Origin of the sequence: Neomoorella sulfitireducens (genome assembly GCF_024733845.1) — a bacterium.
Taxonomy (GTDB): Bacteria; Bacillota; DSM-521; order Neomoorellales; family Neomoorellaceae; genus Neomoorella; species Neomoorella sulfitireducens.
In genome coordinates, this window is the sequence record NZ_JANRHG010000001.1 from 178,753 (window position 1) to 203,998 (window position 25,246).

The window sequence follows — 25,246 nt, forward strand, 5'->3', positions numbered from 1 at the left end:
GTTACTTTATTGCTTTTTTTGCATGGCAAATACTATTTTTTCCGGCGTTGCCGGTAAAGAAGTTATCCTGACGCCGACGGCATCACGAATGGCATTGAGAATCGCCGGGGCAATGGAATTGCAGGCCGGTTCACCAACGCCTTTAGCTCCATAAGGACCCAACCCCGACCCTGATTCAACTAAAATCGTCTCTACATCAGGTACATCCGCTGCTGTGGGAATCAAATACTCCGAGAACGAAGGCGTTTTCAACCTGCCCTGGTCGACCACCAGTTCTTCCATCAGGGCATAGCCCAGGCAATAGATTGCACCACCTTCAAGCTGCCCCTCGACATTAAGCACATTAAGCGCCTTGCCGACATCATAACAGGCTACTACTTTCTGGACTTCTACCACACCGGTCTCGAGATCGACGGCAACTTCAACGGCGTAAGCACCAAAAGTAAAATCAGGATGGGTTTGGCCCGTAATCAACTCCGAGGCCGGTATATCAGTAAAGGGGGCATTGAACTGGGCTTCGCAGAAGAGCTCAATACCCTCGGACGAACATTGAGCAATTACATCTTTTAAAGAAACGAAATTGCCCGGCTCAACTAAACTCACGATTTTCTCGTTTTCTATTTTCAGATACGCTTTCCTGACATTTAGCATGGTTGAGGCTTTGGTCAACAACCGTTCCTTAATTTCCCTGGCAGCCTTCAAAGTAGCATTGCCAGACATATATAATTGCCTGGTAGCTGTAGTTGTACCGGCCAAGGGAGTTAAAGCCGTATCAGAAATATAGATCTTGATTTTTTCAATTGGTATTCCTAATTCTTCCGCCACAATCTGGCAAAGAGCCTGGGCTTGGCCGCCGCCCAAGTCAGGAACGCCACAACGAATTACTGCACTGCCGTCCAGTTCCAGCTTTACATAGGAACGGGAGCTATCGTGGAGGAAAGTCAAACGACCATAGCTCATCATCCCTATGGCCAGGCCCCGGCCGATCCGGATACGTTTATCCTGGCTCTCTTTAGCAGGCCCCAGAGCCTGCCATGCCTTTTCAGCAACTTCAGGCAAAGCGACATAACGGTCGAAAGTAAATCCTGTCGCCAATGAGGCGCCCTGGCGCAAGCAGTTTTTCTGCCTGATAGTAAGGGGGTCCATCCCCAGAACGCGGGCCAGTTCATCGACCTGGGATTCATAGGCCACATTAGGCTGGATAGCACCAAACCCGCGATTAGCGCTGGTAAAAGGATTATTAGTTAAGACTGCTACACTATCAACCTTAACATTGGGGATATCATAAGGCCCGGCAGCATTAACAGTAGCATAGAGCAAAACCCAGGGCGTTAAATAAGTGTAAGCCCCGGCGTCAGCAATAAGTTCTGCTTCTAAGGCTATTATGCGCCCGTCTTTAGTAGCGCCGGTTTTGTATTTCATTAAAAACGGGTGCCGCTTGCTGTGGGCCAAAAGGGATTCTTCCCTGGTATAGGTCAATTTTACCGGTCTCCCCGTTTTCCAGACCAAGAGAGCAAGGAAACTTTCTACCGTAATATCTTCTTTCCCGCCAAAACCGCCGCCAAGCCAGGTGCCAATAACGCGCACCCTATTTTGCGGCAGCCCTAGAACTTCGGCTACGGTACGAAAATGCTCTATTACCTGGGTTGATACCCGGATGTTGATGACACCGTCTTCATCTAGCCAGGCTACTCCCGATTCAGGTTCCAGGTATGCGTGGTCTACAAAGGGAACGTGATAGGTGTTTTCAACGATTACATCAGCCGCGGCAAAGCCGGCATCGATATCTCCCTTACGGATTTTGAACCGGGATACAACATTGCTCTCGTTTTCCCCCACCGGATAAGCCCCTGGCTTCAAGGCCTCAACTGGATCAAAAACACCCGGTAAAGGTTCATAGGTAACTTCAATTAAATCAAGGGCTTCTTCAGCAATCTGCAAGCTTTCAGCCGCTACCAGGGCTACCGGCTCACCTAAAAAGCGTACTTTTTCTTCGGCAAGCACCCTGTATAACCCTTCAAACTGGGCACCAACATCAGTACTCTGGCCAAATTTAGCTCTCAGGTTATTGTTGGGTACATCTTTGGCCGTGAGGACTGCATGCACGCCCGGTAGCTGTTTAGCCCGGCTGGTATCGATAGACAGTATCCTGGCGGCCGGGTATTTGCTTCTTAACACTTTAGCATAGAGCATGCCCGGCAGGCTGAAATCATCAGCATAAACAGTTTTCCCTTTTACTTTAGCCCAGGCGTCGACTTTTGGCAGGCCTTTACCGATAACGTTCAATTCCATCCGCCCGTCCCCCCTTAAGCCCTGTCGCCAGTTCTGCTTGCTGCAACTGCAGCTATAGCGTCTACAATTTTCTTATAGCCGGTACAGCGGCAGAGGTTACCTGCAATAGCTTCTTTAATTTCCGCCCGGTCTGGTTTGGGATTGTGTTCTAGGAAATTTTTTGCCGTCAACAGCATCCCCGGCGTACAAAAACCGCATTGGACCGCACCATGGGTAGCAAAGCTTTCCTGCAAAGCCTGCATCAAAGGATCTTTTTCCAGGCCCCTGACCGTCCAAACCCGTCTATTATCGGCCTGGGCAGCCAGGACGAGACATGATTTTACTGCCCGGTCCTCTAAAATCACCGTACAGGTGCCGCAGTCACCCTTATTGCAACCGCATTTTACATCCGTGGCCCCGGCCCGGTAACGTAAAAAATCCAGCAGCGATTCTTGGGGAGAAACAGCGGCCCTGACCGGTATACCATTAACGTTAACAGTGACGGTAATTTCTCGCATTATTTCCATTATTTTTACCTCCCTTAAGCCAGTGCCGCCTCTATTGCCCGTCTGAAAAGCACCCCGGTTAAATGCTGGCGGTAATCCCGGGAGGCCCGCACGTCGCTGATGGGGTTAACCTCTGTTTTTATCAGCTCCGACGCCCTGGCAATTATTTCATCATCGATTTTTTTGCCGGCTAAATATTTTTCGGTCTCCCTGGCCCGCACCGGCGTGGGCGCCAATGCGCCCAGTGCAATACTGACCCGGGCAATGGTGTCTCCATTAAAACCAACCACCATACCAATACTGGCCAGGGAAATTGCCATGGCTTTTCTTAAACCGAACTTAATAAAGGCACTTTTCATTGCCGACGTTTTCGCAAAAGACACCGAAGTTATCAGTTCCCCGGGTTCAAGGACGCTTTTACCCGGTCCGGTAAAAAACTCATCTAGCGGGATCGCCCTTTTGCCCCTGGCCTTGCTTTCTACATTCACAGTAGCTTCAAGGGCAAGGAGAGGAACGACCCCGTCGGCCGCCGGGGAGGCATTGGCAATATTGCCGCCGATGGTCGCCCGGTTTCGAACCAGCGGATCGGCAAAACACCGGCAAGCCTGCCACAAGACACCGGCCTCCTTGGCGATTACTGCGGACTGTAATAATTCGCTTATCGTCGTCAGACTACCAATAGTTACAGTGTCTCCTGCAATTTCGATGCCTTTGAGCTCGCGCAAATGGCTGATGTCAACCAAAATACAGCCCGCGATTTTTCTCGCCCTTATATCAGGTAAAACATTGGTGCTCCCGGCCACGATCCGGCCTTTCTCTCCAGCCTCACTGAGAACCGTCAACGTTTCTTCTTTAGTTGAAGGTGAAATATAAGCAAATCCGCTCACACCCAAACCCGCCTCCTTTTTGTCAGAACCATCCGGTATCCTTGACCAGAATTGCGAAAAAAGCATTTTTTTATTTCTCTTTTGTAATGTAAATCACCTTTGTTATCATTTACAAACAATACGGCCAAAAGTTATTAAATGTCTCCTAAAAGCTCCACGCAAAACCGTAAATATTAGCTGGCCGCGATTCAAAAATAATCAGATAGAAAAGTCTGCTAAAAACTTCCAGGAGGATACAAATAAAGCCACCTATCTTATTTCTGATAGATGGCACTATATTTATAAATTTCCTTGCTACCCTTATACGCCCAGATAAGCCTCACGTATCTTATCATTATCCATTAATTCCTTGCTGGTACCCGATACTGAGATACTGCCGTTCTCAAGGACGTAGGCCCGGCTGGCTACCGAAAGGGCAAGCTCCATATCCTGTTCTACTATTAAAATTGTTATTCCCTGCTCCTGGTAGATCTTCTGAAGGGTTTCATATATTCTATCTACTATTACCGGAGCCAGACCTAGGGATAGTTCATCAATAAGAAGTAAGGTAGGGTTACCCATCAACCCTCGTCCAATGGCTACCATTTGTTGTTCGCCGCCGCTGAGGGTGCCAGCCAGTTGATTGCGTCGTTTGGCAATTTCGGGGAAGAAATTGTATACCCATTCCAGGCTCTTATTAATTTCCGCCCGGGATTTTTTTAACGCAAAAGCACCCATGCGCAAATTCTCTTCCACAGACAGGCCAAAAAATAATTGCCGGCCCTCAGGTACATGACAGATGCCTTTATGGACCAGATCCGGGGCCGTATAGCCTTTTACGGCTTCTTCGTTGAGTCTATACTCGCCGTTCCATAAAGGTAAAACACCTGATAAAACCCGGAGCACAGTTGTTTTGCCGGCCCCGTTAGAGCCAATTAAGGCTACAATTTCCCGGGGGTAAAGTTCCAGTGAAACATTCCACAAGGCCTGGGCTATCCCGTAACCTGTAGAAGCATTCTTCAGGGTTATAATAGGTTTTAACCCCGTCTTAACTACAGCCGCCATTTCACCTTGCCTCCTTATGCAACCCCTTATGCCGCCGTTTACCAAGATAAGCTTCAATTACTTTAGGATCCTGGGTTATCACTTCCGGGGGGCCCTGGGCAATTAAACTGCCGTGATGCATGACCAAAACCCGTTTGGAGAGCCCCATTACGGCCTTCATCACGTGTTCAATTACCAGGATGGTAACGCCGCGTGCATTCAACTTCCGGACCAGTTCCATCAGACGTTCAATTTCTTTTAAGTTTAAGCCGGCCATAACCTCGTCCAATAATAGTAACTTCGGTCCCATGGCCATGGCCCGGGCAAGTTCAAGGTGCTTCCTCTGGGCCAGGTTCAATTCTTCGACAGGCGCTTCAGCCCGTCTATCAAGTTCTAATAATTCCAGGGCTTCATCAACGATGTTCTTTACCGCGGAACCTTTTAAACCACGAAGGTCTGAGCGAAATAACGCGCCCATCATTACGTTCTCACGTACCGTCATCCCCTGGAACGGTTTTACGATCTGAAAAGTACGGGCAATTCCTTTATGGGCAATAGCATGGGGTTTGAGACCAGTTAAGCGGGCACCTTGAAAACGAATTTCTCCTTCATTAACTTTAATAAGGCCGGAAATTAAATTCATCATTGTTGTTTTACCGGCACCATTGGGCCCGATAAGACCCACTATCTCTCCCTCATTGACTTCAAAGGATACGTTATTTACTGCCTGCACGCCACCAAATGAGCGGCTTACATTTTTTACTTCTAGAAGAGCCATTTAACCCATCTCCTCCATAATCCTCTTACTGGCTTCCCGGGGAGGTCCTGGCCGTATTCGCCTTATTCCAGCGCAGCGTCATCTGGCGCCATAATCCCATAATTCCCGAAGGTAAGAAGAGAGTTATAACGACTATGATCAACCCTAAAACGCCCATATGAATTAGAGTGAACTGGCTCCAGATTAGCTCTGAAAGCAGCTTCAAGAAGAAGGCCCCTATTACAGGTCCAAAAATTGTTGCCGGTCCACCTAAAAGTACCATTACGAAGGCTTCTACCGAAATCATAATATCAAAAACAAAAAGTGGTTCCAGGAAGGTTAACCAGTAGGCATTCAGCGAACCGGCTATCCCGGTAATTGCCGCGCTAATACTCCAGGCTAAAACTTTGTAAAGGGTTGTATTAACCCCCATGACTTCCGCTGCTTCCGGTTCGGTTTTTATGGCCCGCAACCCGTAACCCAACCGGCTGTTGGCAATCCAGTAAGTTATGGCCACGCTAATAATTAATAAAATAAACATGCCGTAATAAAAGAATAAGCCCTGTTTAACAATATCACCGGGAAATAAAGGCAAGCTTATTCCTTTACCGCCGCCTGTAATCCCTACATAGGTTACTATTTCCATTACCGCCATATTAATACCAATTGTAGCAATGGCAAAGTAATGGCCCCGCAATCTTAAAACAGGCCACCCCAGGAGAAAAGCTACAGTTGCCGCCAGAAAGCAACTGGCAATCATGGCCGGGAAAAAAGACCATCCAAAGCGGGTCATCAAAACAGCCGTCGTGTAGGCACCGAGGCCGAAAAACACGCCGTTACCAAAAGCTGCATAACCGGCATAGCCGACAACGAGATTAAGGGCTTCGGCTAATACGGCGGACATAAAAAGTGTGGTGAGCACTCTTATCCAATAGCCGCGAATATAAAATGGCAATATGGCGAGGATTACTACAGCCGCAAGCAGGACAACAATCGATAGCGGAAAACGTCGCCTAGCCACAGCACTGTTGTTCATAAAGTTCTCCCCTTTTAACATCCCGAATTAAGCACCGTAAAATTGCTTGCCCATGAGTCCCTGGGGCCTGAATATCAATATCACTACCAGCAGGATGAAGCTCACGGCGTTCATAAGGCCGGGGGCAATATAAGAAGCAGTAAAGGCCTCTGTAATCCCCAGTATCAGACCGCCCAGCACAGCACCGGGCAAACTGCCAAATCCCCCTAAAACCGTAACGACAAATATTTTGGTCATAAAAGCTCCGCCCAGGTTGGGTGAAACGGTATAGACCATGGAAATCAAGGAACCGGCCATGCCTACCACGGCTGCTGCCAGGCTGTAAGTTAAGGCATAGATAAATTCCGTACGAATACCTACCAGGTTTGCGGCCAGCCTGTTTAAGGCCGTAGCCCTGATGGCGTTGCCCACCCGAGTTTTGTTGAGAAAAATAGTTAAGAGGCCGACGAGTAATAAAGCAGCTATAAATAAAGCCAGGCGTATATAAGGAATATTAACGCCGCCAATGTTCAAACCAGCCCCGCTATACGCCGGCGTAACCGAGCGGTAGTCTGCCGACCAGGCCACCAGCATAGCGTTCTGCAATAAAAGGTTAAGCCCGTAAGTTACTACCAGTAGCATTACAAAGCCATAGCGCAATACCCTCTTAATAATCTGGCTTTCAATTAAAAATCCCAGCCCGAACAAGATAAGTGCCGATACAGGTAAGGTGAGAAAGGGATCAATGCCCCATAATTTAAAAAGCCAGAAGGTAATGTAAGCCCCCAGCGTCAGATAAGCCCCCTGGGCCAAATCAACTATATTCATTACGCCCCAGATTAGAGAGAAGCCTACTGCCGCCAGCCCGTACAATCCTCCCAGGAGTATGCCGTTGATGATCACTTGCAAGTCCACTTTGAATAATCCCCCTTAAAGCCGCTGAATGATTTTAAACATGAGGCGGCAAAAGGCATGCCGCCTCATGTTTTTTAGCTTATCCTTCCTGCCTTATGGTTTGGGGTAAAGGGGTTTGCTCTGCTGTAATTCCTCGGGCCAGACGACTACAACCTGGCCGTTTTGAATCTGGCTCACCGCGGCACTGCTCGTACCGACGTTGACACCGCGCTCGTTAAAGCGGATGGGGCCCCAGAAGGTTTGAATGTCCAGGCTGCGCATGGCGTCGCGTACTTTATCTACTTCCAGGCTGCCGGCTTTTTCAATAGCCTTCTGCAGGATGACGCCGGCTACTGAAGCGGCGGCGCTGTAATAAGCAGGATCCTCGTTGTATTCGGCCTTATAAAGTTTGGCATAATCTTCTGCCGAGCCGAAAATATCGCCCGTCCACTTCATATTCGGGGTCCACCACTCTCCGCCCATTATGCCTTCGGCATCAGCCCCGAGGGAGTTGCGGAAGTCTGGTATGGAAGTAGCGATGGTAAAGGCCATTATGGCCGGCTTGTACCCTAAATCCTTGGCATTGCGTACCGCCAGCACGCCGTCGGCCAGGTAACCGGTTCCTAATAAAATCTGGGCACCTGCATTTTTGATGTTGGTTATCATTGAAGACAGGTCTTTCGTATCAGCCGGGTATTTGTCGTAGTATACTACCTGGAAACCATTGGCTTCGGCATATTTCTTGGCTCCTTCGGCTACCGACAAGGAGAAGAGGGCATCCGGCGAAATAATGGCAACTTTTTTCAGGTTGGGATCCAGCGTTTTGGCCAGGTCCAGGACGCCGTTCAAATAAGTCGTCGCCAGGGGCAAAACCCCGAAGAGGTTCTTATATCCCTGTTCGTAGAGAGAAGGAGCATTGGCCAGGGGTACGATGGTCAGCTTGTTGTACTTCTCGGCGATAGCCGCAGTAGCCGCCGAAATACCGCTGGAATAGGGACCCAATAAGAAGTTGACCCCTTCTTCCGTTATCATCTGTTCGGTCAACTTGGCACTGCGCTGGGCTTCCGACTGGTCGTCTTTATAAACAATTTCTACCTTGTATTTCTCGCCGTTCACATTGATGCCGCCGGCTTCGTTAACCTTTTTAACCCAGAGGTCGTAACCTTTCTTCGTCAGGTTGCCTTCCCGGGAAAGCTGGCCGGTAAAAGATAAGGAAGCCCCTATCTTGAGAACTTTTTCTCCCTTACCCTTTTCTTGACCGGTGGTGCCGCCCTTGCCCCCGCACCCCGCCAGCAGCAAGGTAATGCTCAATACAAGCGTTATTAAATAAATCAACCGCTGGTGCTTCATTTATTAATCCCTCCGATTTTTGCAAACTTGTTTCTTAATGTGATGTTAAAGACTTCTTTTGTGGTTATTTTTCCCTGCTTGCTTCCTCCACATTTTAGATTTTCCACCTTCATCCCCTCAGCTCCATTGCGTGCCCATTAAGACTTAAAACTAAATTCCCGTCCACCTCCTCTTTAAGATTCTCCCTCTCTCATCTTCTGGCCAGGCCGACGATATCGGCCAGCCTGGTAAACCCATTCTCCTCCATATAACTCTCGATACCCTCAATAATTTCCAGCATAACCTTAGGATTGGCAAAATTGGCGGTCCCTACCTGGATGGCTCTGGCGCCCGCCATGATAAACTCCAGGGCGTCGGTAGTATCGGTAATCCCACCAACGCCTATAACCGGGATGTCTACTGCACCGGCTACTTCCCACACCATTCTCAGGGCTACAGGCTTTATCGCCGGGCCGGACAGGCCGCCGAAAATGTTTCCCAGTACAGGCTGCCGCCGTCGCACATCAATAGCCATACCTGTAAGCGTATTAGCAACAGTAAGGATGTCAGCACCTGCATCTTGAGCCTGACGGGCCATTAGCTTGATATCCACCACATTGGGAGACAATTTAACGATTAACGGCCGCGAGGCTACCTTGCGGATTTGTTTTACTGCCAGGTAGAGCAGTTCGGGATTGGTACCAAAAGGAATACCATCGCCCAGGTTGGGGCAGGAAAAGTTCAATTCATAAGCGCCGATCCCGTTTTCTTCTTCCAGGCAACTTATAACCTGCGCAAAATCCTCCGGGGTTTCACCGGCCACACTAACAATTAATGCCGTATTATATTGCTTTAGGCCTGGCAAAGTATTGCGCCGGAAGGCTTCTACCCCTTCCGAGGGTATACCCACGGCGTTTAATATGCCGCAGGGGGTTTCATGGATCCGGGGCGGCGCATTACCGCTACGGGGAAAAGCTGATACGCTTTTGGTCACTATGGCCCCCAGCAAGGATGGATTAAAGGCATTGGCACCGTCACCGTAATCATAGGTGCCCGACGCCGGCATGACAGGATTTTTTAGTTTTAAACCCGGGACCAGTTCACTCGTAAGATCTAAATCCTTCACCATATCACCTCGCTGGCAGGGAAAACCGGGCCGTCCTTGCACACTCTTTTATAAGCATGGCCTTCAGGTGTACCCGGGGTTCTTACTTTGCATACACAACCTTTGCAAGAACCAATACCACAGGCCATAACTTCTTCCAGGAGAACATAAGCCCTAAAGTTATACTTTGTTTCCATTGGCAGGAGCCCTTGCGCCAGGCGCTTTGAACCGCAGGTAAAAACAGTTTTTATTTTGATTCCTTCCTTGGTAATTAGCTCTTCCAGGAGAACGGTTAACAGGCGTCCCTCATTTTCCTCCCCGTCATCTGTCGATAAAACAACCTTGCTTGAATAACGGGTAAAATCTACCACACCGGGGATCAATTCCCTCTTCCTGGCCGAAAGAAAAGTATATACTACCAGCCCCCGGTTATAAGCCGTTTCTGCTATGGCCATTAAAGGAGCTGCCCCTATACCGCGTCCAAGGAGGGCAATATTGCCGGTCTCTGGCAAATCGGCACCGTTACCGAGGGGACCAATAAGTTTTACTTCTTCACCGGGTATGCGCCGGGACATTTCCAGGGTTGCTTTTCCTCTTATTTTGTAGAGAATATGCAACTGCCCCTTGGCGGGTAAAATACGATATAAACTAAAGGGACGGGGTAAAACAATATCCCCGCGTTCCCATGCCTGTAACATTATAAACTGCCCCGGCCTTGCTTTTCGGGCTATTTCAGCCTGTTCAATAATTAGAATATTATATTCAGATCTTAATTTTCTTTGCTCTATGATTTTGCCCTTAACATACATCGATAAATCTACCCCATAAAATCAGATGTTTTCAAACTCGAACAATAAATGTCAGGCTTTATCATCATTGATTACTGCCAAATAAACCTGCCTGCTATGCTCTACATGTTTTCTCATAAGGGTTTCGGCCTTCTCTTTATCACCATCCTTGATAGCATTTAAGATACCACTATGTTCTTGCATTAGCCTGTCTCTTTTTTTATACCAGGTTATACTCTCCGTCCGCACTATATAATCCTGGTACAATCTTAATAGGCTGAGAAGGTGTTTATTATTGGAACTAGCAAAGAGAATTTCATTAAACTCCCTGTGGGCTTGTTGATATTTGCCCACCTCGTTATCATCAATAGCCACCTGCATCTCGGCAAGTATCTTTTCCAGTGCTTCAATCTCATCAGGGGAAATGTTTTCGGCCGCCAGGCGCGCGGCCATTCCCTCTAGGGCAACCATAATTGAATAAATTTCTAGCATATCTTTGGCGCCTAAATAAATAACTACAATTCCTTTCCCTAGCTCATAAGAAACCAGTCCTTCTTGCTCCAGCTTGCGAAGAGCCTCGCGCACCGGTGTCCGGCTGATTTCCAATTCCTTTGCTATTTCAGCCTCGGTAAGCCTGTCCCCTTTTTGATAACGCCCCTCTAAAATGCTCTCTTTGAGATACTGGTAAACAGTATATCTTAAAGGCCGCCTCTGGTTTTCTAGTTGGACTTGGATTTCAGCCATCCATACACATCCTTATCCACCAGTTTGGGATCCTGGATCCTAGATGGCTTTATTCTACAATCTTTTATAAAATCCTGCTAGTCCCTAAAAAAATTACAACCCCGGCAATTCATTAAAAACCATCCGGGGTATAGAGCCCAGAGATATACCTGCAACTACGTTGACCTGAAGCCGGTGACAATACTTCCAAAGGGGATTAACACTAAAAGGCCAAGGGCACCTCGAACAAGGGAAAGGGCGAGGGGCGGCATCATAGGGGTAACCACCCGGGCGACAATAATATTGCCTCCATAAAGTAAACTGGATAAAATGGCGACCCCGTAACCCGCCTGGGGGAGCACCCTTGCTCTCCCCGTAAAAGTAGATAAAATGTTGGTGCTTTGGGGTAAATTCATTGTTTGTACCTTCTCTATTTCTATAAACGTATAACTTGCCTTCTTAAGGCATAACTGTAATTTGCCTGCTACCGGGTTTGACAATGGGCAATCCTTCCCTGCACAGGGGACAGTTTTCAGGCCTGTAGGTTTCGATATCAAAAGTAATGAGGGATTGAATAGGTACGCCCAGGTCCGCACGACCGTTGCTGCGATCAACCAGGGCGCCCACACCGACCGGGATAGCCCCGTGCTGTTTTACTACCTCGATTACTTCACGGGCCGAGCCACCGGTGGTAATAACGTCTTCAACTACCAGGACCCGTTCGCCCGGTTCCAGGGTAAAGCTTCGCCGCAGGGTCATCACCCCGTTTTCACGCTCGGCAAATAACGCCCTTGTGCCTAAATGGCGGGAAATCTCATACGACATAATAATTGCTCCGATCGCCGGCCCAATGACAGTGGTAATGCCCTGACCCTGAAACTTTTCCGCCAGCTCACGGCAAAGGAGGGTATTTTCCTCCGGGTACTGCTGCACCCGGGCACACTGGAGGTAATGGGCGCTGTGTAGACCGGAAGTCAGGACAAAATGCCCTTCCCACAAAACCCCTGTACGCCTGAAGATGTTCATTATTTCGTCGCGACTTAACATAAAAGCTCTCCCCTTTTCTAAATTATATTTGGACTGCTCCGATTAGCTCCCTGATGTCGTTTAACCCTTGCTCAACAAGATAGTCCTCCAGGCCGGCAATAATTTCAATTATAGCCGTCGGGTTAACTAAACCGGCCGTTCCCACGGCAACGGCAGTAGCCCCCGCCAGCAGGAATTCAACGGCATCGCGGGAGGTCATGATGCCACCCATGCCTATTAACGGTATTTTTACCGCTTGAGCCACCTGCCAGACGGCATAAAGGGCTACAGGTTTAATGGCCGGGCCGCTCAATCCACCCACAATATTTGCCAGGGCGGGCCGGCGGGTTTTAATATCAATGGCCATGCCCCGGACGGTATTAATCAGGGAAAGGGCATCGGCGCCGGCCTCTTCAACGGCCCTGGCTATTGCCGTTATATCCGTCACATTGGGTGTTAATTTAACTATTACCGGTAAATGGGTTTGGCTTTTAACTGCTGCCGTCACCCGGGCCGCCATATCCGGTACCGTGCCAAACACGATGCCGCCCTCTTTAACGTTGGGACAGGAGATATTTACCTCCAGGGCGGCAACCCCGCCGGCAGCGCTCAAACGTTCCGCCAGTTCCGCATACTCATCAATTGTCCTGCCGGCGATATTGACAATCAGGGGTGGGGAAAACCGGCGCAGGTAGGGTAGTTTTTCGCGGATAAAGACCTCCAGTCCCGGGTTCTGCAGCCCTATTGAATTAAGGACTCCGCAGGGAGTTTCCATTAAGCGTGGCGGTGGATTACCAATAAGCGGTTGCAGGGTAATGGTTTTTACAACAATCGCGCCCAGGCGGTTTAAATCGAAAAGAGGGGCGTATTCCTCGCCAAAACCAAAGGTACCGGAGGCCGGCATAACTGGATTCTGTAAAGTTAAACCGGCGAGCTGAACTTCCAGGTTAACTCTAGATCTATTCACAGTTTGCTTCATTTTACCTGGTCTCCCCAATACACATCGGCTGCATTGAAAACAGGTCCACCCGTGCATACGTTTTCGTAATATATTTTCCCCCGGGCATCAAGAAGGGCTGTCGCACAGCCGCGACAAGCCCCTAACCCGCAGGCCATTTTTTCTTCCAAAGAAACCTCTGCCGCCATAGAATATTTCGCTGCCAGGCGGGCGAATTCAGCCAATTCGGCCCTCGGGCCGCAGGCATAACCCCGGTGATAAGTTCTTTCCTCGAGATAATGCTCCCACAATCTGGTCACCTGCCCGTGAAAACCTGCGCTGCCGTCATCTGTAGCCACGAACAGGTTAATCTTCATGGCTTTTAACGTTTCTAGCTGATATAAGCGTTCCTTATCCTGGGCGCCGTAAAAAAAGTCAACCTCATTCCCCGCTTCTAGCGCCCGCCGGGCAAGAAAAAGCAAGGGAACAATACCCAGCCCCCCTGCTACTAAAGCGACCCTTTTACCGGCCGGCAGAGTAAAACCGCGGCCAATAGGGCCTAAAATATCAATTTTATCGCCTGCCTCCCGCCCGGCCAGCCAGGCCGTCCCGCGCCCCTTAACCTGGTACAACAAAACTATTTCCCCCTTGTCGCCGACGTCGTGAATGCTTAATGGACGTCGCAACAGGGGATCCATTGTTTCTGAACAGCGAATATGGACAAACTGCCCCGGCTGCGCAGCCGCCGTAACTGCCGGGGCCTGCAGTTTTAGAAGGAAAACCTCCCGCCCCATCTGGCGCGCAGCCAGCACTTCAGCTTCCATATTTTGTATCAACACGGTCACCCTTTACGCAAAAATCTCTAATATATTCGCCATGGTTTCCGATTTTCCTGCATGAAAAAGCCTGGCGGTTAAAAAATCGCCAGGTGCTTATCTGACTTTCGCCCAGCTAATGAAAAGGCTAGGGCTATAAACTTATTATTTCTCTTTTTTCTAATTTCTACCCGGACTTAACGTACATACAGCAACCTAATTTTCCTTTAAAATCGTCAGTTCTCTGAACCCTTGCCTGCCCTTGAAGATAATTTCACCAACCGCGAATAAACCGGTGCTAGGCTGGCAAAAACTTCGGCATACAGCCGGGCATATGGTTGATAAAACTGGTGTAGCTTAATATCGACTTCATACCTCCTGCCGGTACGGGACATATGCTTCGCTACGGCTTTAAGTTCCCGGTAAATACCGGTAGCATAGCCTGCCAGGATGGCAGAACCCAGTATCCCAACTTCTTCCCGGTCCAGTTTTACATAAGGTATGCCCAGGATGTTGGCCTTCATCTGGTTCCAGAAATCACTGCGGGCACCCCCGCCGATGACCCGGACCTCTTTAAATTCAAGTTCCGGGTAAAGTTGTTTTTCGACACTCAAATAATAGCAATACTCATAGGCGATGCTTTCCATGATCGAGCGATAAAAGGTCGCCTGGTCATGGTTCCAGCTAAAGCCGATCCAGGCCCCGCGCACGTTGCTGTCGTAGGGGTAAATTCGACCCCCGAGATGGGGAACAAATAATAGTCCCTCGCTACCCGGGCTAGCGGCGGCTGCTTTTTGGTTTAAAAGATCATAAGCGCTGATGCTCTGCTGCAGCGCCTGTTCCCTGGCCCCCTGGGCGAAGGTGTCCCTGAACCACCTTAAACACAGGCCGCCACCGCCTATGTAGGCATGTGGTAACCACAGGTCTTTTGGTATCGCCCGCGGCATGATAATAGTCTTATTGGCTACATCGGGGACAAAACGATCAACGCAGCAGGACAGGATAGAAGCCGTCCCGGCGACATCCACTACCAGGCCCTTCTCCACCAGGCCGGCCCCCAGGCAACTGGCGGCATGGTCGCCTGCTCCGGCGGCTACCGGTATCCCGGCAACCAGTCCTGTATCTACGGCCGCTTTTGCCGTAACACACCCCACTATTTCCCAGGGTTCCACGATACGCGGCATCTTCTCCGGCGGCAAGTCAAATAGTTCGAGCAATTCCGGTGACCAGGCGATGTTACGGGCATCGCTGACCCCGGAAAAGTGGATGTAAGTATGATCGACAAAGGCCTCTTCCGCCTTGAGGCCGCAAATCCGGCCGGTCACGTATACCGACGGGACAATAAATTTGGCGATCCTTTTAAAGGTCTCCGGTTCTTCGTTTTTCCACCACAGCATTTTGGGGCCGTGGGCTACCGTAGGCGGCATGCCTACGGTATTGATAAAAATATCGTTATAATTTTCGCGGATCCAGTCAACGTATTCCTGGCAGCGAATATCCAGCCAGGAGTCATACCAGGTCACCGGCTGCCAGTCGTCGTCAATCCCCAGAATCCCGGCCATCTGCCCGTCAAAGGCGATGGCCGCTATATCGGCGGGGTTGATGCGGCTTTTTTCTAGTACACGGCGCACAGTTAAACATGTGGTCCGGTAAAAGTCTTCGGCCTCTTGTTCTACCCATCCGGGTTGAGGATAATGCAAAACCGATTCTTCATAAGCATCGGCAACCAGGTTGCCCTCCAGGTCAAATAACCCGGCTTTGGTACCGGTGGTGCCTATATCAATACCCATTAAATATTTCCGGCCCATTGTCCCCCTCCTATCTGCCATAGAGAGGATTATCAATAATTGTCGGGATATTGTTCCTTTCTATAACCAGTTTATAAAACCCTTTTTCTTCGATGGTACCGTAATTATGCCCGGCATCCCCGCGGTAAACACCGAAAAATACCAGCGGCTCGCTGCCAACATTGATGGTCCGGTGCGCCCAGAATGGAGGGATATATGAAATACTCCCGGGGTACATATCCAAGACTTTAAAGTCACCTTTCACTGTTTGCATCACCAATTTGCCCCGGCCTCGAAAACAAATATAGATTTCTGCCGTCCCCGGGATAGCGTGATAATGCCCCTTGGTCATAAAGTATTCATTGCCCACTTTACCCGGGTAGACGATGCTGGTGCAGTGCTGCAGGTGTCCTTCCTCTTCCGGGATGATTACGTTATAGAACTCATAAATTTTGGGGTTCTCCTTCATCATCGCTACGTAGGCGTCGTTATCATGAAAAACCCCCTGCATATCGGCAAGATAGCGGCTAATCAGGTTGCCAGGCGGGTTTAATACGCCGGTAGTAAAATCGCAGGTAGTATTAAACGGTAAAAAATCGGCCATTACCAGTTCTCCTTCCTAAAGGGTAACAGGTTGTTCTTCAAAGCTTATAGCAATCTTCTTCCCGGTATTTCCTTGTTGAAAAGCTTCCGTAATCGCTTCCAGGGGATAAATTTTACCGATCAGGCTCCCGGTTTCAACTTTTCTGGCGGCAATAAGCTCCAGTGCCCGCCGGTATTGCCTGTGGTTGGCACCGGTGGTGCCCGTTACGACGAGCTGCTTGTAGTGAATTAAATTGGTGTTGAGGGATACTATCTCCCGGCCCCGGGGTAACCCGCCAAAGAAATTGATCCGCCCGTGGACGCCAGCAATTTCCAGGGCCTGCTGCTGGACGACTGCCGCCGAGACGGCGGTAATGACAGCATTCGCCCCCTTCCCTTTTGTTTCCTCCATGACAACGGCTTTGATATCTTCTTTCTGCGGGTTGACCAGGATATCGGCCCCGTACCGCCTGCCCTCCTGCAAGCGCTCTTCAACCGGCTCGCAGAGAATAATTTTGGTTGCCCCGCCCAGCCTGGCCAGCTGGACATGCAGCAAACCTATAGGGCCAGCGCCAAAGACGACTACTGTATCTCCTGGCTTAATGGCAACTGATTCAAAACCGTTATAAACGCAGGAAAGGGGTTCGGCCAGTACTGCTTCCCGGTAAGATATCCCTTCGGGGATTTCCAGGATATTACCCTGGCGGATTGCCGGGGCTGGGATCTTCATATACTCGGCAAAGCCGCCGTCGAGGCTGATACCAAAAGCATCATAGTCTGGACAGAGCTGGTTCCAGCCCTGGACACACATATCGCAGTGGCCGCAGCCGATGTTCGGCGCGATCGCCACCCTCATGCCCGGCTTTAAGCCCTGCACCTGGCTTCCTACTGCGGCTATTTCCCCTACCACTTCGTGGCCGAGGACCCTCTTGGTACCAGGCAGGATTTTAAAATGGCCGTAATTATAGATGCGCAGGTCGGTACCGCAGATAGTGCAAACCTGCACCCGCAAAAGGGCTTCCTCCGGGCCGATGGCCGGTATTTCATCCTCCACCACTTCCAGTACATGCGGTTCCAGGTAAACTGCTTTTTTCATCTTCCTTTTTCCCCTTTGCCAAATATCCAGGTTGGCTTATTTAGTTTATTGCGCTTTCCGGCCGCCTTCCTTCCAGGGCGTCGATAAGATTCCTGGCCGCCTGCATGCCCATCATTGATACTGCTTCCTCGGTATAGGCGCCGATGTGGGGGGTTAACACCACATTGGGCAGCTTCCTTAATTCTTCATTGGCCAGGGGCTCGACACTGAAGGTATCCAAAGCCGCTCCCCTGATCCATTTCTCGCGCAATGCCTTCACCAGGGCCGTCTCATCGATTATGCCGCCCCGGGCGGTATTCACAATTATGGCACCGGCCTTCATCCGCCTTAACTCTGCTTCACCGATTAAATTGCGGGTAGCCGGCAGGAGGGGCAGGTGCACGGACACAAAGTCGGCCTCCTGCAATACTTCCGCCAGTCCGGCGTAGCGACCGCCGACCGCGGCCGCAAACTCTTCATCTCTGGCTATATCGTACAGCAGGAGCTTCGTTTCAAATCCTTTTAACCTCCTGGCCACGGCTCGCCCAATTTGACCCGTACCCAGGATGCCTATCGTCTTTTTAAACAAGGAAACGCCCATAAACTTTTTCCATTCACCTTTTCTTACGGAATGGTCGGCTGCGGCCACCTGGCGGGCCGCGCAGAGCATTAGGGCCACCGCCAGGTCTGCCACTGCTTCCGTATTTACCCCGGGAGTATTGGTAACAATAATACCTCGTTCCCGGGCTGCTTGCAGGTCGATGTTGTCGATACCCACGCCGTACTTGGAAATTACCTTTAAGCTCGGAGAACCTTCTATCACTTGCCTAGATACTTCATCAATCCCTACCAGGAGGCCGTCGGCATCAGCGGCCAGCTCGAGAAGCTCCTCCTGTTTGAAAGGGCGCCCCTGTAAGTTAAGCACTACTTTATAACCCTTTTCCCGCAACATGTCCAGGGGTCTGGTGGAAGTCGCTCCAAAGGAGCGAGGCGTAACTACTACTTTATAGCCCATACTACTTTATCCTCCCGATAAATGGGGTAAAATCGTGATTTCCGCATCAGCTTCGATAAGGATACCGGCCCAATTTTCATTGGCAACGCCACGCCCCTCAAGTAAGAGAGCCCAGGCCGGTGGCGTAAAGTTATAGTTATGCCTGGCCGTGATCGTATCTAGCACCTGTTGAAGGGATACCGGCCGGTCGAATTCCAGGACATCGCTGGCAGTATTGCTAAAGCTGGAGGCCGGGCCCAGGTAACGCACCGCTATTCGCATTTTGCTTAACCTTCCCGCAGGCAAAATTCCAGTCCCAGCTCCTGTAACCTTTCCGGCGTGGGCCTGCCTTCTTTGTCCCATCCCCGGGCGCGGTAATATTCATCAAGCATTTCATCGTACATCTCCTTGCTTAACATATGCCCCCGGGCCGGGCCTTCCGGCAGCTTCTCCTTCATGATGCGGTCCGGCAGGTAATCGTTGTCCCGCGTTACTCCCTCGCGCCCTAAAATGAGCCGCTCCAGGGTGTAAATACGTTCACCGATGGTCATCAATTCCGGCATAAAGTCATAGCCGGTAACTAGCTCAAGGACATTGCCCGTCGGCTTGTCGGTAAACCCCATGGCCGACCTTACCACGGTGCAGATCCCCAGGGAGTCGATATACGCCCGCGTATCCTGGATGACTTTGACCAGTTCCCCTTTGCCTTTTATGGCAAAGGGATCGTACTCTCCCGTCAGCAACTCGTCGCGGATGGTCCACCCGCCCACATTATGACAGGCGCCCCGGCTGGAAGTCCCGTAAGAAAGGCCTATGCCGTGGAAACCGCGCGGCTCGTAAGCGGCAAAAGGCATCCATTTGGCATGCATCATGTACGGTACTGTTGCTGGGTACTTTTGAGCCAGGTAACGAAAACCCCGCGCCAGTTCAGCCCCAAAACCCTCCATTTCACCCATACGCTTTACCATGGCCACCATAGCCTCGCCGTCGCCAAAGGGCAGCTTCATCCCCAGCTCTTTCTCCGTAAACAGGCCTAGTTCATAACATTCCATGGCATAAGCGATAATCGTACCCGTCGACATGGTGTCGAGCCCGTATTCATCGCAGAGGCTGTTGGCGGCAACAATGGCGCCGAAGTCGCTCACACCGCACTGGCCGCCAAAGGCGCCAATGGTTTCGTATTCCGGATCGCTTTTAAACCCCTTAAAAGGTCCTTCTTTTACCTCGCAGAGCTGGGCACAGGCCACCGGGCAGCGGTAACAGGCCAGGTTCTTTACTTTATAATGCTTTTCCATATATTCAGCGGTAATGGTATCTATACCGTCGAAGACACCGGTGCGGAAGTTGTAGCTCGGGTAACAGCCGAACTCATTCATTACACCTGTATACTGGGCCGTGCCGAACCGGGTATGTACCGGTTTCCCTTCCCGGGCCCTCTGTGCAGCCGTCTTGCCTAAATCATTTATCCTTTCAGCTTCGTAAACAGGTATTTTACCGCTACCATAAACTACAACCGCTTTCAAATTTTTACTGGCCATGACCCGGCCCGTGCCACCGCGGCCAAAGCTGCGCCCGTCGACCATGATGCAAGCCAGATCGGCTCCTTTAAAAGCCGCCGGTCCGATACTCATAACTGCCGCCCGGGGCTCACCGGCAAGTTCCTTTAACCTTTTTTCAACTCGGGAAGTTCTTTCTTCCCAGAGGGAGGAGGCGTCCCTGACATCAACGCTGTCGTTATTAATATAAATGAATACAGGGTTGGCGGCGCGGCCTTCAACTATCAAACCGTCGTAGCCGGCAAATTTCAGGTGGGGGCCCACCCTGCCGCTGGAGTTGGAACACAGGTAGAGGCCCGTCATGGGCGACCGGGTGGCCAGCTGGAATTTAGTAGTCGATGGAAGACTGAGTCCGGTAAGGGGGCCTGTAAAGAAAATGAGCTTGTTGTCAGGAGAAAGGGGATCTGTGTCCGGCCCGATTTCCCGGTAATAGTAATAGGCCGCCGCCCCACGCCCGCCTAAAAACAGGCGATAGATGTCTGGATCGACATTTTCTACGACTATGGAACCATTGCTCAGGTTAACTCGTAAAAGTTTACCAAGATACCCGCCTTTAAACATAAAACTTTCCTCCCGGAATAATTGCTATTACATGATATTGTCTTTACATGCGCGGCGCCTCCGTGAACATAAACTCCGGTAAAAACTGGTATTCGTCACCCTATATGCTAACCACTTTCCCTGTTATTATTGATTGGTTAGCGGCCCGCACCACTTTAAGGGCCCGTCTCCCATCCTGCAGGGTCGTCTGCGGCTGTACGCCTTTTACCAGGCACTCCACCAGGTGCCTGTCTTCCTTTAGATAGGCGTCCCGGAAGAGGCTGCGCCAGCTATCGACGACATCCTTCGCTACGCCTTTGCTCCTGGTACAGACTGTCAGGCCATGCCGGGCGATATCACCGATAAAAAGCACACCTTCGCTTCCCTGGATTTCAATCCGGGCATCATAGCCGTATTCGCTTGGACAGGAGCCGTCGATCATGCCCAGACAGCCATTAGTCATCTCAAACATCACCAGGGCGTTATCGTAGAAATCGGGAAACTCCTCTTTTAGCTCCTCTGAGCGTAAATTTTTGCCCCTGGCAAAGACCCAGGCGTATTCGGCTTCCATCAGCCAGTGGACGGAATCAAAATCATGGCTGTTGACTTCCCCTAAAACGCCGTTACTCTTCTTCACATCCCACGCCCAGCGCGACGGCAGTCCTGGCCCTTTGCCAGTAGATTTAATAATGAGCGGGCGACCGATATCACCCCTGGCAATAATCTCCTTGGCCCGGCGGAAATTTTCATCATAGCGCCGCATGAAACCCATGACAAAGGGCACCCCGGCAGCGGTAACCGCCTCCTGCATGGCTTCCGCCTCGTCGGGAGTTAGCGCCAGGGGCTTCTCGCACAGGATAGCCTTTTTAGCGGCAGCAGCCGCCACCACCAGGTCTTTATGGGCAAAGGTCGGCGCCGCGACGACCACGGCATCGATGCTGGCGTCCTGCAATAAATCTTCAATATTATAATAGCCCTTGGTCCCCAGTTCGCTGGCTACCGCATCGACACGTTCTCTGTCGGCATCGTACACCCCCGCCAGGCGCGCTTCAGGTACATGCTCCGCAAAGTTACGCGCATGGACCATACCAGCGCGCCCAACGCCAAGGACTGCTACACCTACAACGTCTACTTTCCTCATATTGTTTCTCCCCTTTATCTAAAATTAAAATTTAGCTAGCGTCTCACCATATACTCTTTTTATCTCCTGAGTTCGCTTTCTATTGCTTTTAAACGTTCAATTGACAGGCGGGCATAATCATCCCTTAAGGGCATAAAACGTTTAATACGAGCCGCGATATACGGATCGGGTACAGGCGGGAGAGGCTCAAGACTTAATGTCCGTTGATAATCAATGTCCAGGAGGGCTTGAATTATAGCATGAAAATCTATATGGCCTTCTCCTACTGCCGTGCGGTTACTATCAGCGACATGAACATTCACCAGATCTTTCCCTGCCAATCTTATGGCATCAGCAGGATTCTGTTCCTCAATATTCATATGAAACGTGTCCAGGTGAATTTTTACTGCAGGCGAACCAATCTCGCGTTTCATTCTTATAGCCTGCTCACAGGTGTTAACTAAAAATGATTCGTAACGATTAATCGGTTCAATGGCTAAAAATACCCCATGCTTCTCCGCATAAACTGCCGCCTTACCGATGGAATCTACTGCCCATTTCCATTCGTTATCATACGCTCTAAGCCAATCTTCCTCTTCGCGGGGGTTGCCAACGGGCTGGGTTTTAGCCACGGCGGCCGGAACAACAATAATAACTCTCGCCTCAAGTTCACTGGCAAAATCACAGCAGCTTTTAAGGTATTGTACTGCCCGCGTCCTGACCTCTGGATCAGGATTACTGAGATCACGCTCACTGGTAGGCCAGGGGTACATGCCGGCAATCGATAACACTTTCAGGTTATACTTCTGGCACAAAGAGAGAACTTCCTTGACGTCATATTCTGCCGGTTCTCCCATTAACTCCACGCCATCGTAGCCGTAACGGCTCAACCGCTCAAATGTTGCCTGTAATTCCTCTTCACCATAAATCCAGTTGCTGATGCTGTACTTAAAGGGCATTAGCCTGCACCTCCTTAGTTGCTTTAATTGCCCCACCGCCGCCGGCGCCATTGATCAAATACGACTACGCCAATTATGACTAGACCCAGGATAACTTGCTGCCAGAAGGCTGAAATGTTGAGTAAATCCAAGCCGTTTGTTAATACGCCCATGGTAATAACACCAAGAAGCGTACCACCGATGCTGCCTTCGCCGCCAAAAAGGTTTGTCCCGCCGATAATAACTGCGGCGATGGCAGTCAACTCCATACCGGTTCCCATCAAGGCATTGGCTGAATTAAGGCGCCCTACCATAAAAATGCTTGCTATACCTGCGCATAAACCTGAAAAGCAATAGACCAAAACCCTGGTCTTTATTAAATTTATTCCTGACACGCGGGCGGCTTCTTGATTTCCACCCATAGCTAACGCGGCTCTTCCGAAGGTGGTTTTATTTAATAAAAACCATCCTACTAGCGCCACCAGGAGCGCTCCTATGGCAGCCACCGGTATCCCCATGATATCTCCGCTTCCTAACCAAACAATTGTACTAGGAATTCCAGATATAGGGAGACCATCGGTAACTATCAGCGCTAAGCCTTTTAAGGTAGACAAAGCGCCCAGTGTGACAATAAAATCAGGAATCCTTGCTTTCGATATAATATATCCGTTTATAAGTCCTGCCAGGGTTCCTGTAAATAAGGCAAGAAGTATACCAAGAGGAACACCAACGTGATATTCAACTAGTGCTACGGCCATTACCGAACCTGCCAGTGCCATAGCAGATCCAACTGATAAGTCAATCCCGGCCAGGATGATGACCAGCGTTTCTCCAATGGCTAATATGGCATTTATCGAAGACTGCCTGGCAATGTTAATAAAGTTATTTAGATGAAAGAAGTTTGGATTGGCAATGCTCAAATATGCCACCAGGATTAACAGGGCAAAAAAAGCCGTCCCTTTACTAAAAATCTCTGCCAATATATTTTCTTTCTTTTTGGCAGGCGTAGCTGTTCCTGAAGTAACATCAATTAACCCTTTCATGCAACTGAACCTCCCAATGCAGCTCGGAGAATTGCTTCTTGTGAAGCATTTTCCCTGACAAATTCAGCACATACTCGGCCGGAGCGCATAACAATTATTCGATCTGACATCCCCAGGAGCTCAGGAATTTCTGATGAAACCATAACTACCGCCGCTCCATTTGTTGTCAGGTTGTTAATTAAACGATAAACCTCAACTTTAGCACCCACATCTATGCCTCTTGTCGGCTCATCCATTAAGAAGATATTTGCTTGACTGCACAGCCATTTTCCCAGGGCCACCTTTTGTTGGTTACCCCCGCTGAAGGTCTTTAGCGCTCTAGATAGTTCCGGTGGTTCAATTTTTAATTCCTTAATTAATGTCGCGGCTTCACTCGTTTCTTTGTATTTATTTACAACCCCAAAACTGCTGTATTTATCCAGGCTTGCCAGCGTCAAATTTTTTTCCACCGAAAGTTGTAGAGCCAGGCTGTTTTTGCGATCTTTTGTTATGAGGGCTATCCCGGAACGTATCGCATCAACAGGGCTTCCCGGCTTAAATTCCTTACCGTTGAGGTATATTCTGCCCTTATCAATACGCCTGAGCCCAAAGATAGCTTCTAGCAGTTCTGTCCTTCCGGATCCTATTAAACCTGCTATACCTAAAACCTCGCCCTTTTTAACCTCAAAAGTAACGTCTTGTACCTCTTTGCCTGATTGCAGCTCTTCAACCCGCAATACCGCCCCGCCTTTTGCAACCTCTTCCTTGGGAAATTGTTCTTCCAGAGTGCGGCCTATCATCATATTTATAAGAGTTTGTTCATCAACTTCGCCGACGGTTTTGGTATCAATTACTTTACCATCCCTTAGAACGCTCACTTCATCACCTATCATCGGAATTTCTTCCAGACGGTGGGATATATATATAAAAGATACTCCCTCTTTTTTTAAGGCTTTAATAGCAGTAAACAATTTTTCCCTTTCATTATTTGTAAGTGCCGATGTCGGCTCATCTAAAATCACCAGCCGCACATCACGGGAAATCGCCCGCGCTATCTCCACTAATTGTTGTTGCCCAACATTCAGGTTTCTTACTTTCTGATCAAGTTTTATTTCGTCGGCACCTAGTCGTACCAGAACATCCCTGGCCCGCTTCCGGGCATTTTCCCAATCAACAATAAAAGATTTGCCTTTTTGGGGTAAATTACCCAGACAAATATTTTCAAAGACCGACAGGCTTGGCACCAGGGTAAGTTCTTGATATACCATTCCTATGCCAAGGTTTAAGGCATCCATGGGACTGGATAGCTCAATTTTTTTACCTCTTATGAAAATCTCACCTGAGTCCGGTTTTATAACCCCGGCTAAAATTTTCATTAAAGTAGACTTGCCGGCACCGTTTTCTCCTAAAATAACATGGACGCTGCCTTCTTTTATGCTAAGACTGACATTATCCAGGGCCTGCGTCGCAAAAAATCTTTTACTTATATTTTTTAGCTCAACAAATAACGACTTCACAATTTAAAAATTCTCCCTCCTTAAGCATTCTTTAAATCT

The 25,246-nt window shown here is 49.6% G+C and carries 25 protein-coding genes; all 25 read right to left on the bottom strand.

The window, feature by feature from the left end:
- Nucleotides 1-6 precede the first annotated feature (6 nt).
- The 25 genes from NWF31_RS00825 to NWF31_RS00945 all read right to left on the bottom strand — a co-directional run bounded on the left by NWF31_RS00825 (nucleotide 7) and on the right by NWF31_RS00945 (nucleotide 25,207).
- Nucleotides 7-2,292, bottom strand: coding sequence for a xanthine dehydrogenase family protein molybdopterin-binding subunit (locus tag NWF31_RS00825; protein ID WP_258358601.1), 2,286 nt, complete (start codon nucleotides 2,290-2,292; stop codon nucleotides 7-9).
- 14 nt (nucleotides 2,293-2,306) lie between these two features.
- Nucleotides 2,307-2,798: a (2Fe-2S)-binding protein gene (locus NWF31_RS00830; RefSeq protein WP_258358602.1), complete on the bottom strand. Its 492-nt coding sequence runs from the start codon at nucleotides 2,796-2,798 to the stop codon at nucleotides 2,307-2,309.
- A 14-nt stretch (nucleotides 2,799-2,812) separates the two neighbouring features.
- Complete coding sequence (locus NWF31_RS00835) at nucleotides 2,813-3,664, bottom strand: FAD binding domain-containing protein (protein ID WP_258358603.1); 852 nt, start codon at nucleotides 3,662-3,664, stop codon at nucleotides 2,813-2,815.
- A 300-nt stretch (nucleotides 3,665-3,964) separates the two neighbouring features.
- Nucleotides 3,965-4,708: an ABC transporter ATP-binding protein gene (locus tag NWF31_RS00840; protein ID WP_258358604.1), complete on the bottom strand. Its 744-nt coding sequence runs from the start codon at nucleotides 4,706-4,708 to the stop codon at nucleotides 3,965-3,967.
- Between the two features lies 1 nt (nucleotide 4,709).
- The gene (locus NWF31_RS00845; RefSeq protein WP_258358605.1) at nucleotides 4,710-5,465 is read right to left on the bottom strand and encodes an ABC transporter ATP-binding protein; all 756 of its coding nucleotides are present in this window, start codon (nucleotides 5,463-5,465) and stop codon (nucleotides 4,710-4,712) included.
- A gap of 25 nt (nucleotides 5,466-5,490) precedes the next feature.
- Nucleotides 5,491-6,480 (bottom strand): branched-chain amino acid ABC transporter permease, encoded by a 990-nt coding sequence (locus NWF31_RS00850; protein ID WP_258358606.1) that lies wholly within the window; start codon nucleotides 6,478-6,480, stop codon nucleotides 5,491-5,493.
- Nucleotides 6,481-6,507: 27 nt separating this feature from the next.
- Entirely contained in the window at nucleotides 6,508-7,374 is an 867-nt protein-coding gene (locus NWF31_RS00855) for a branched-chain amino acid ABC transporter permease (protein ID WP_258358607.1), read from the bottom strand.
- 93 nt (nucleotides 7,375-7,467) lie between these two features.
- Entirely contained in the window at nucleotides 7,468-8,703 is a 1,236-nt protein-coding gene (locus NWF31_RS00860; protein WP_258358608.1) for an amino acid ABC transporter substrate-binding protein, read from the bottom strand.
- A gap of 190 nt (nucleotides 8,704-8,893) precedes the next feature.
- Nucleotides 8,894-9,811 carry a dihydroorotate dehydrogenase gene (locus tag NWF31_RS00865; RefSeq protein WP_277998700.1) on the bottom strand — a complete coding sequence of 306 codons (918 nt, stop codon included), beginning with the start codon at nucleotides 9,809-9,811 and terminating at the stop codon, nucleotides 8,894-8,896.
- Nucleotides 9,805-10,485, bottom strand: a complete 681-nt coding sequence (locus NWF31_RS00870; protein WP_258358610.1) for an iron-sulfur cluster-binding protein — start codon at nucleotides 10,483-10,485, stop codon at nucleotides 9,805-9,807. Before NWF31_RS00870 ends, NWF31_RS00865 begins: the two co-directional genes overlap by 7 nt.
- A gap of 162 nt (nucleotides 10,486-10,647) precedes the next feature.
- Nucleotides 10,648-11,319 (bottom strand): GntR family transcriptional regulator, encoded by a 672-nt coding sequence (locus tag NWF31_RS00875; protein ID WP_258358611.1) that lies wholly within the window; start codon nucleotides 11,317-11,319, stop codon nucleotides 10,648-10,650.
- A gap of 155 nt (nucleotides 11,320-11,474) precedes the next feature.
- Nucleotides 11,475-11,714, bottom strand: a complete 240-nt coding sequence (locus NWF31_RS00880) for a hypothetical protein (protein WP_258358612.1) — start codon at nucleotides 11,712-11,714, stop codon at nucleotides 11,475-11,477.
- A 43-nt stretch (nucleotides 11,715-11,757) separates the two neighbouring features.
- The gene (gene pyrE / locus NWF31_RS00885) at nucleotides 11,758-12,345 is read right to left on the bottom strand and encodes an orotate phosphoribosyltransferase (protein WP_258358613.1); all 588 of its coding nucleotides are present in this window, start codon (nucleotides 12,343-12,345) and stop codon (nucleotides 11,758-11,760) included.
- Nucleotides 12,346-12,367: 22 nt separating this feature from the next.
- Entirely contained in the window at nucleotides 12,368-13,303 is a 936-nt protein-coding gene (locus NWF31_RS00890) for a dihydroorotate dehydrogenase (protein WP_258358614.1), read from the bottom strand.
- Nucleotides 13,300-14,097: a dihydroorotate dehydrogenase electron transfer subunit gene (locus NWF31_RS00895; RefSeq protein ID WP_258358615.1), complete on the bottom strand. Its 798-nt coding sequence runs from the start codon at nucleotides 14,095-14,097 to the stop codon at nucleotides 13,300-13,302. Before NWF31_RS00895 ends, NWF31_RS00890 begins: the two co-directional genes overlap by 4 nt.
- A 215-nt stretch (nucleotides 14,098-14,312) precedes the next feature.
- The gene (locus NWF31_RS00900; RefSeq protein WP_258358616.1) at nucleotides 14,313-15,884 is read right to left on the bottom strand and encodes an FGGY-family carbohydrate kinase; all 1,572 of its coding nucleotides are present in this window, start codon (nucleotides 15,882-15,884) and stop codon (nucleotides 14,313-14,315) included.
- A 10-nt stretch (nucleotides 15,885-15,894) separates the two neighbouring features.
- Entirely contained in the window at nucleotides 15,895-16,467 is a 573-nt protein-coding gene (locus NWF31_RS00905) for a glucose-6-phosphate isomerase family protein (RefSeq protein WP_258358617.1), read from the bottom strand.
- A gap of 15 nt (nucleotides 16,468-16,482) precedes the next feature.
- On the bottom strand, nucleotides 16,483-17,541 hold the full coding sequence (locus NWF31_RS00910; RefSeq protein WP_258358618.1) for a zinc-dependent dehydrogenase: 1,059 nt from the start codon (nucleotides 17,539-17,541) through the stop codon (nucleotides 16,483-16,485).
- 40 nt (nucleotides 17,542-17,581) lie between these two features.
- The gene (locus NWF31_RS00915; RefSeq protein ID WP_258358619.1) at nucleotides 17,582-18,535 is read right to left on the bottom strand and encodes a phosphoglycerate dehydrogenase; all 954 of its coding nucleotides are present in this window, start codon (nucleotides 18,533-18,535) and stop codon (nucleotides 17,582-17,584) included.
- Nucleotides 18,536-18,541: 6 nt separating this feature from the next.
- Nucleotides 18,542-18,796 carry a MoaD/ThiS family protein gene (locus NWF31_RS00920; RefSeq protein WP_258358620.1) on the bottom strand — a complete coding sequence of 85 codons (255 nt, stop codon included), beginning with the start codon at nucleotides 18,794-18,796 and terminating at the stop codon, nucleotides 18,542-18,544.
- A 5-nt stretch (nucleotides 18,797-18,801) separates the two neighbouring features.
- Nucleotides 18,802-20,631, bottom strand: a complete 1,830-nt coding sequence (locus NWF31_RS00925; RefSeq protein WP_258358621.1) for an aldehyde ferredoxin oxidoreductase family protein — start codon at nucleotides 20,629-20,631, stop codon at nucleotides 18,802-18,804.
- Nucleotides 20,632-20,731: 100 nt separating this feature from the next.
- Entirely contained in the window at nucleotides 20,732-21,751 is a 1,020-nt protein-coding gene (locus NWF31_RS00930) for a Gfo/Idh/MocA family protein (protein ID WP_258358622.1), read from the bottom strand.
- A 59-nt stretch (nucleotides 21,752-21,810) separates the two neighbouring features.
- The gene (locus tag NWF31_RS00935) at nucleotides 21,811-22,689 is read right to left on the bottom strand and encodes a sugar phosphate isomerase/epimerase family protein (protein WP_258358623.1); all 879 of its coding nucleotides are present in this window, start codon (nucleotides 22,687-22,689) and stop codon (nucleotides 21,811-21,813) included.
- Between the two features lie 23 nt (nucleotides 22,690-22,712).
- Nucleotides 22,713-23,711 carry an ABC transporter permease gene (locus NWF31_RS00940; protein WP_258358624.1) on the bottom strand — a complete coding sequence of 333 codons (999 nt, stop codon included), beginning with the start codon at nucleotides 23,709-23,711 and terminating at the stop codon, nucleotides 22,713-22,715.
- Complete coding sequence (locus NWF31_RS00945) at nucleotides 23,708-25,207, bottom strand: sugar ABC transporter ATP-binding protein (protein WP_258358625.1); 1,500 nt, start codon at nucleotides 25,205-25,207, stop codon at nucleotides 23,708-23,710. The genes NWF31_RS00940 and NWF31_RS00945 overlap by 4 nt, the downstream gene beginning before the upstream one ends.
- Nucleotides 25,208-25,246: the final 39 nt, after the last annotated feature.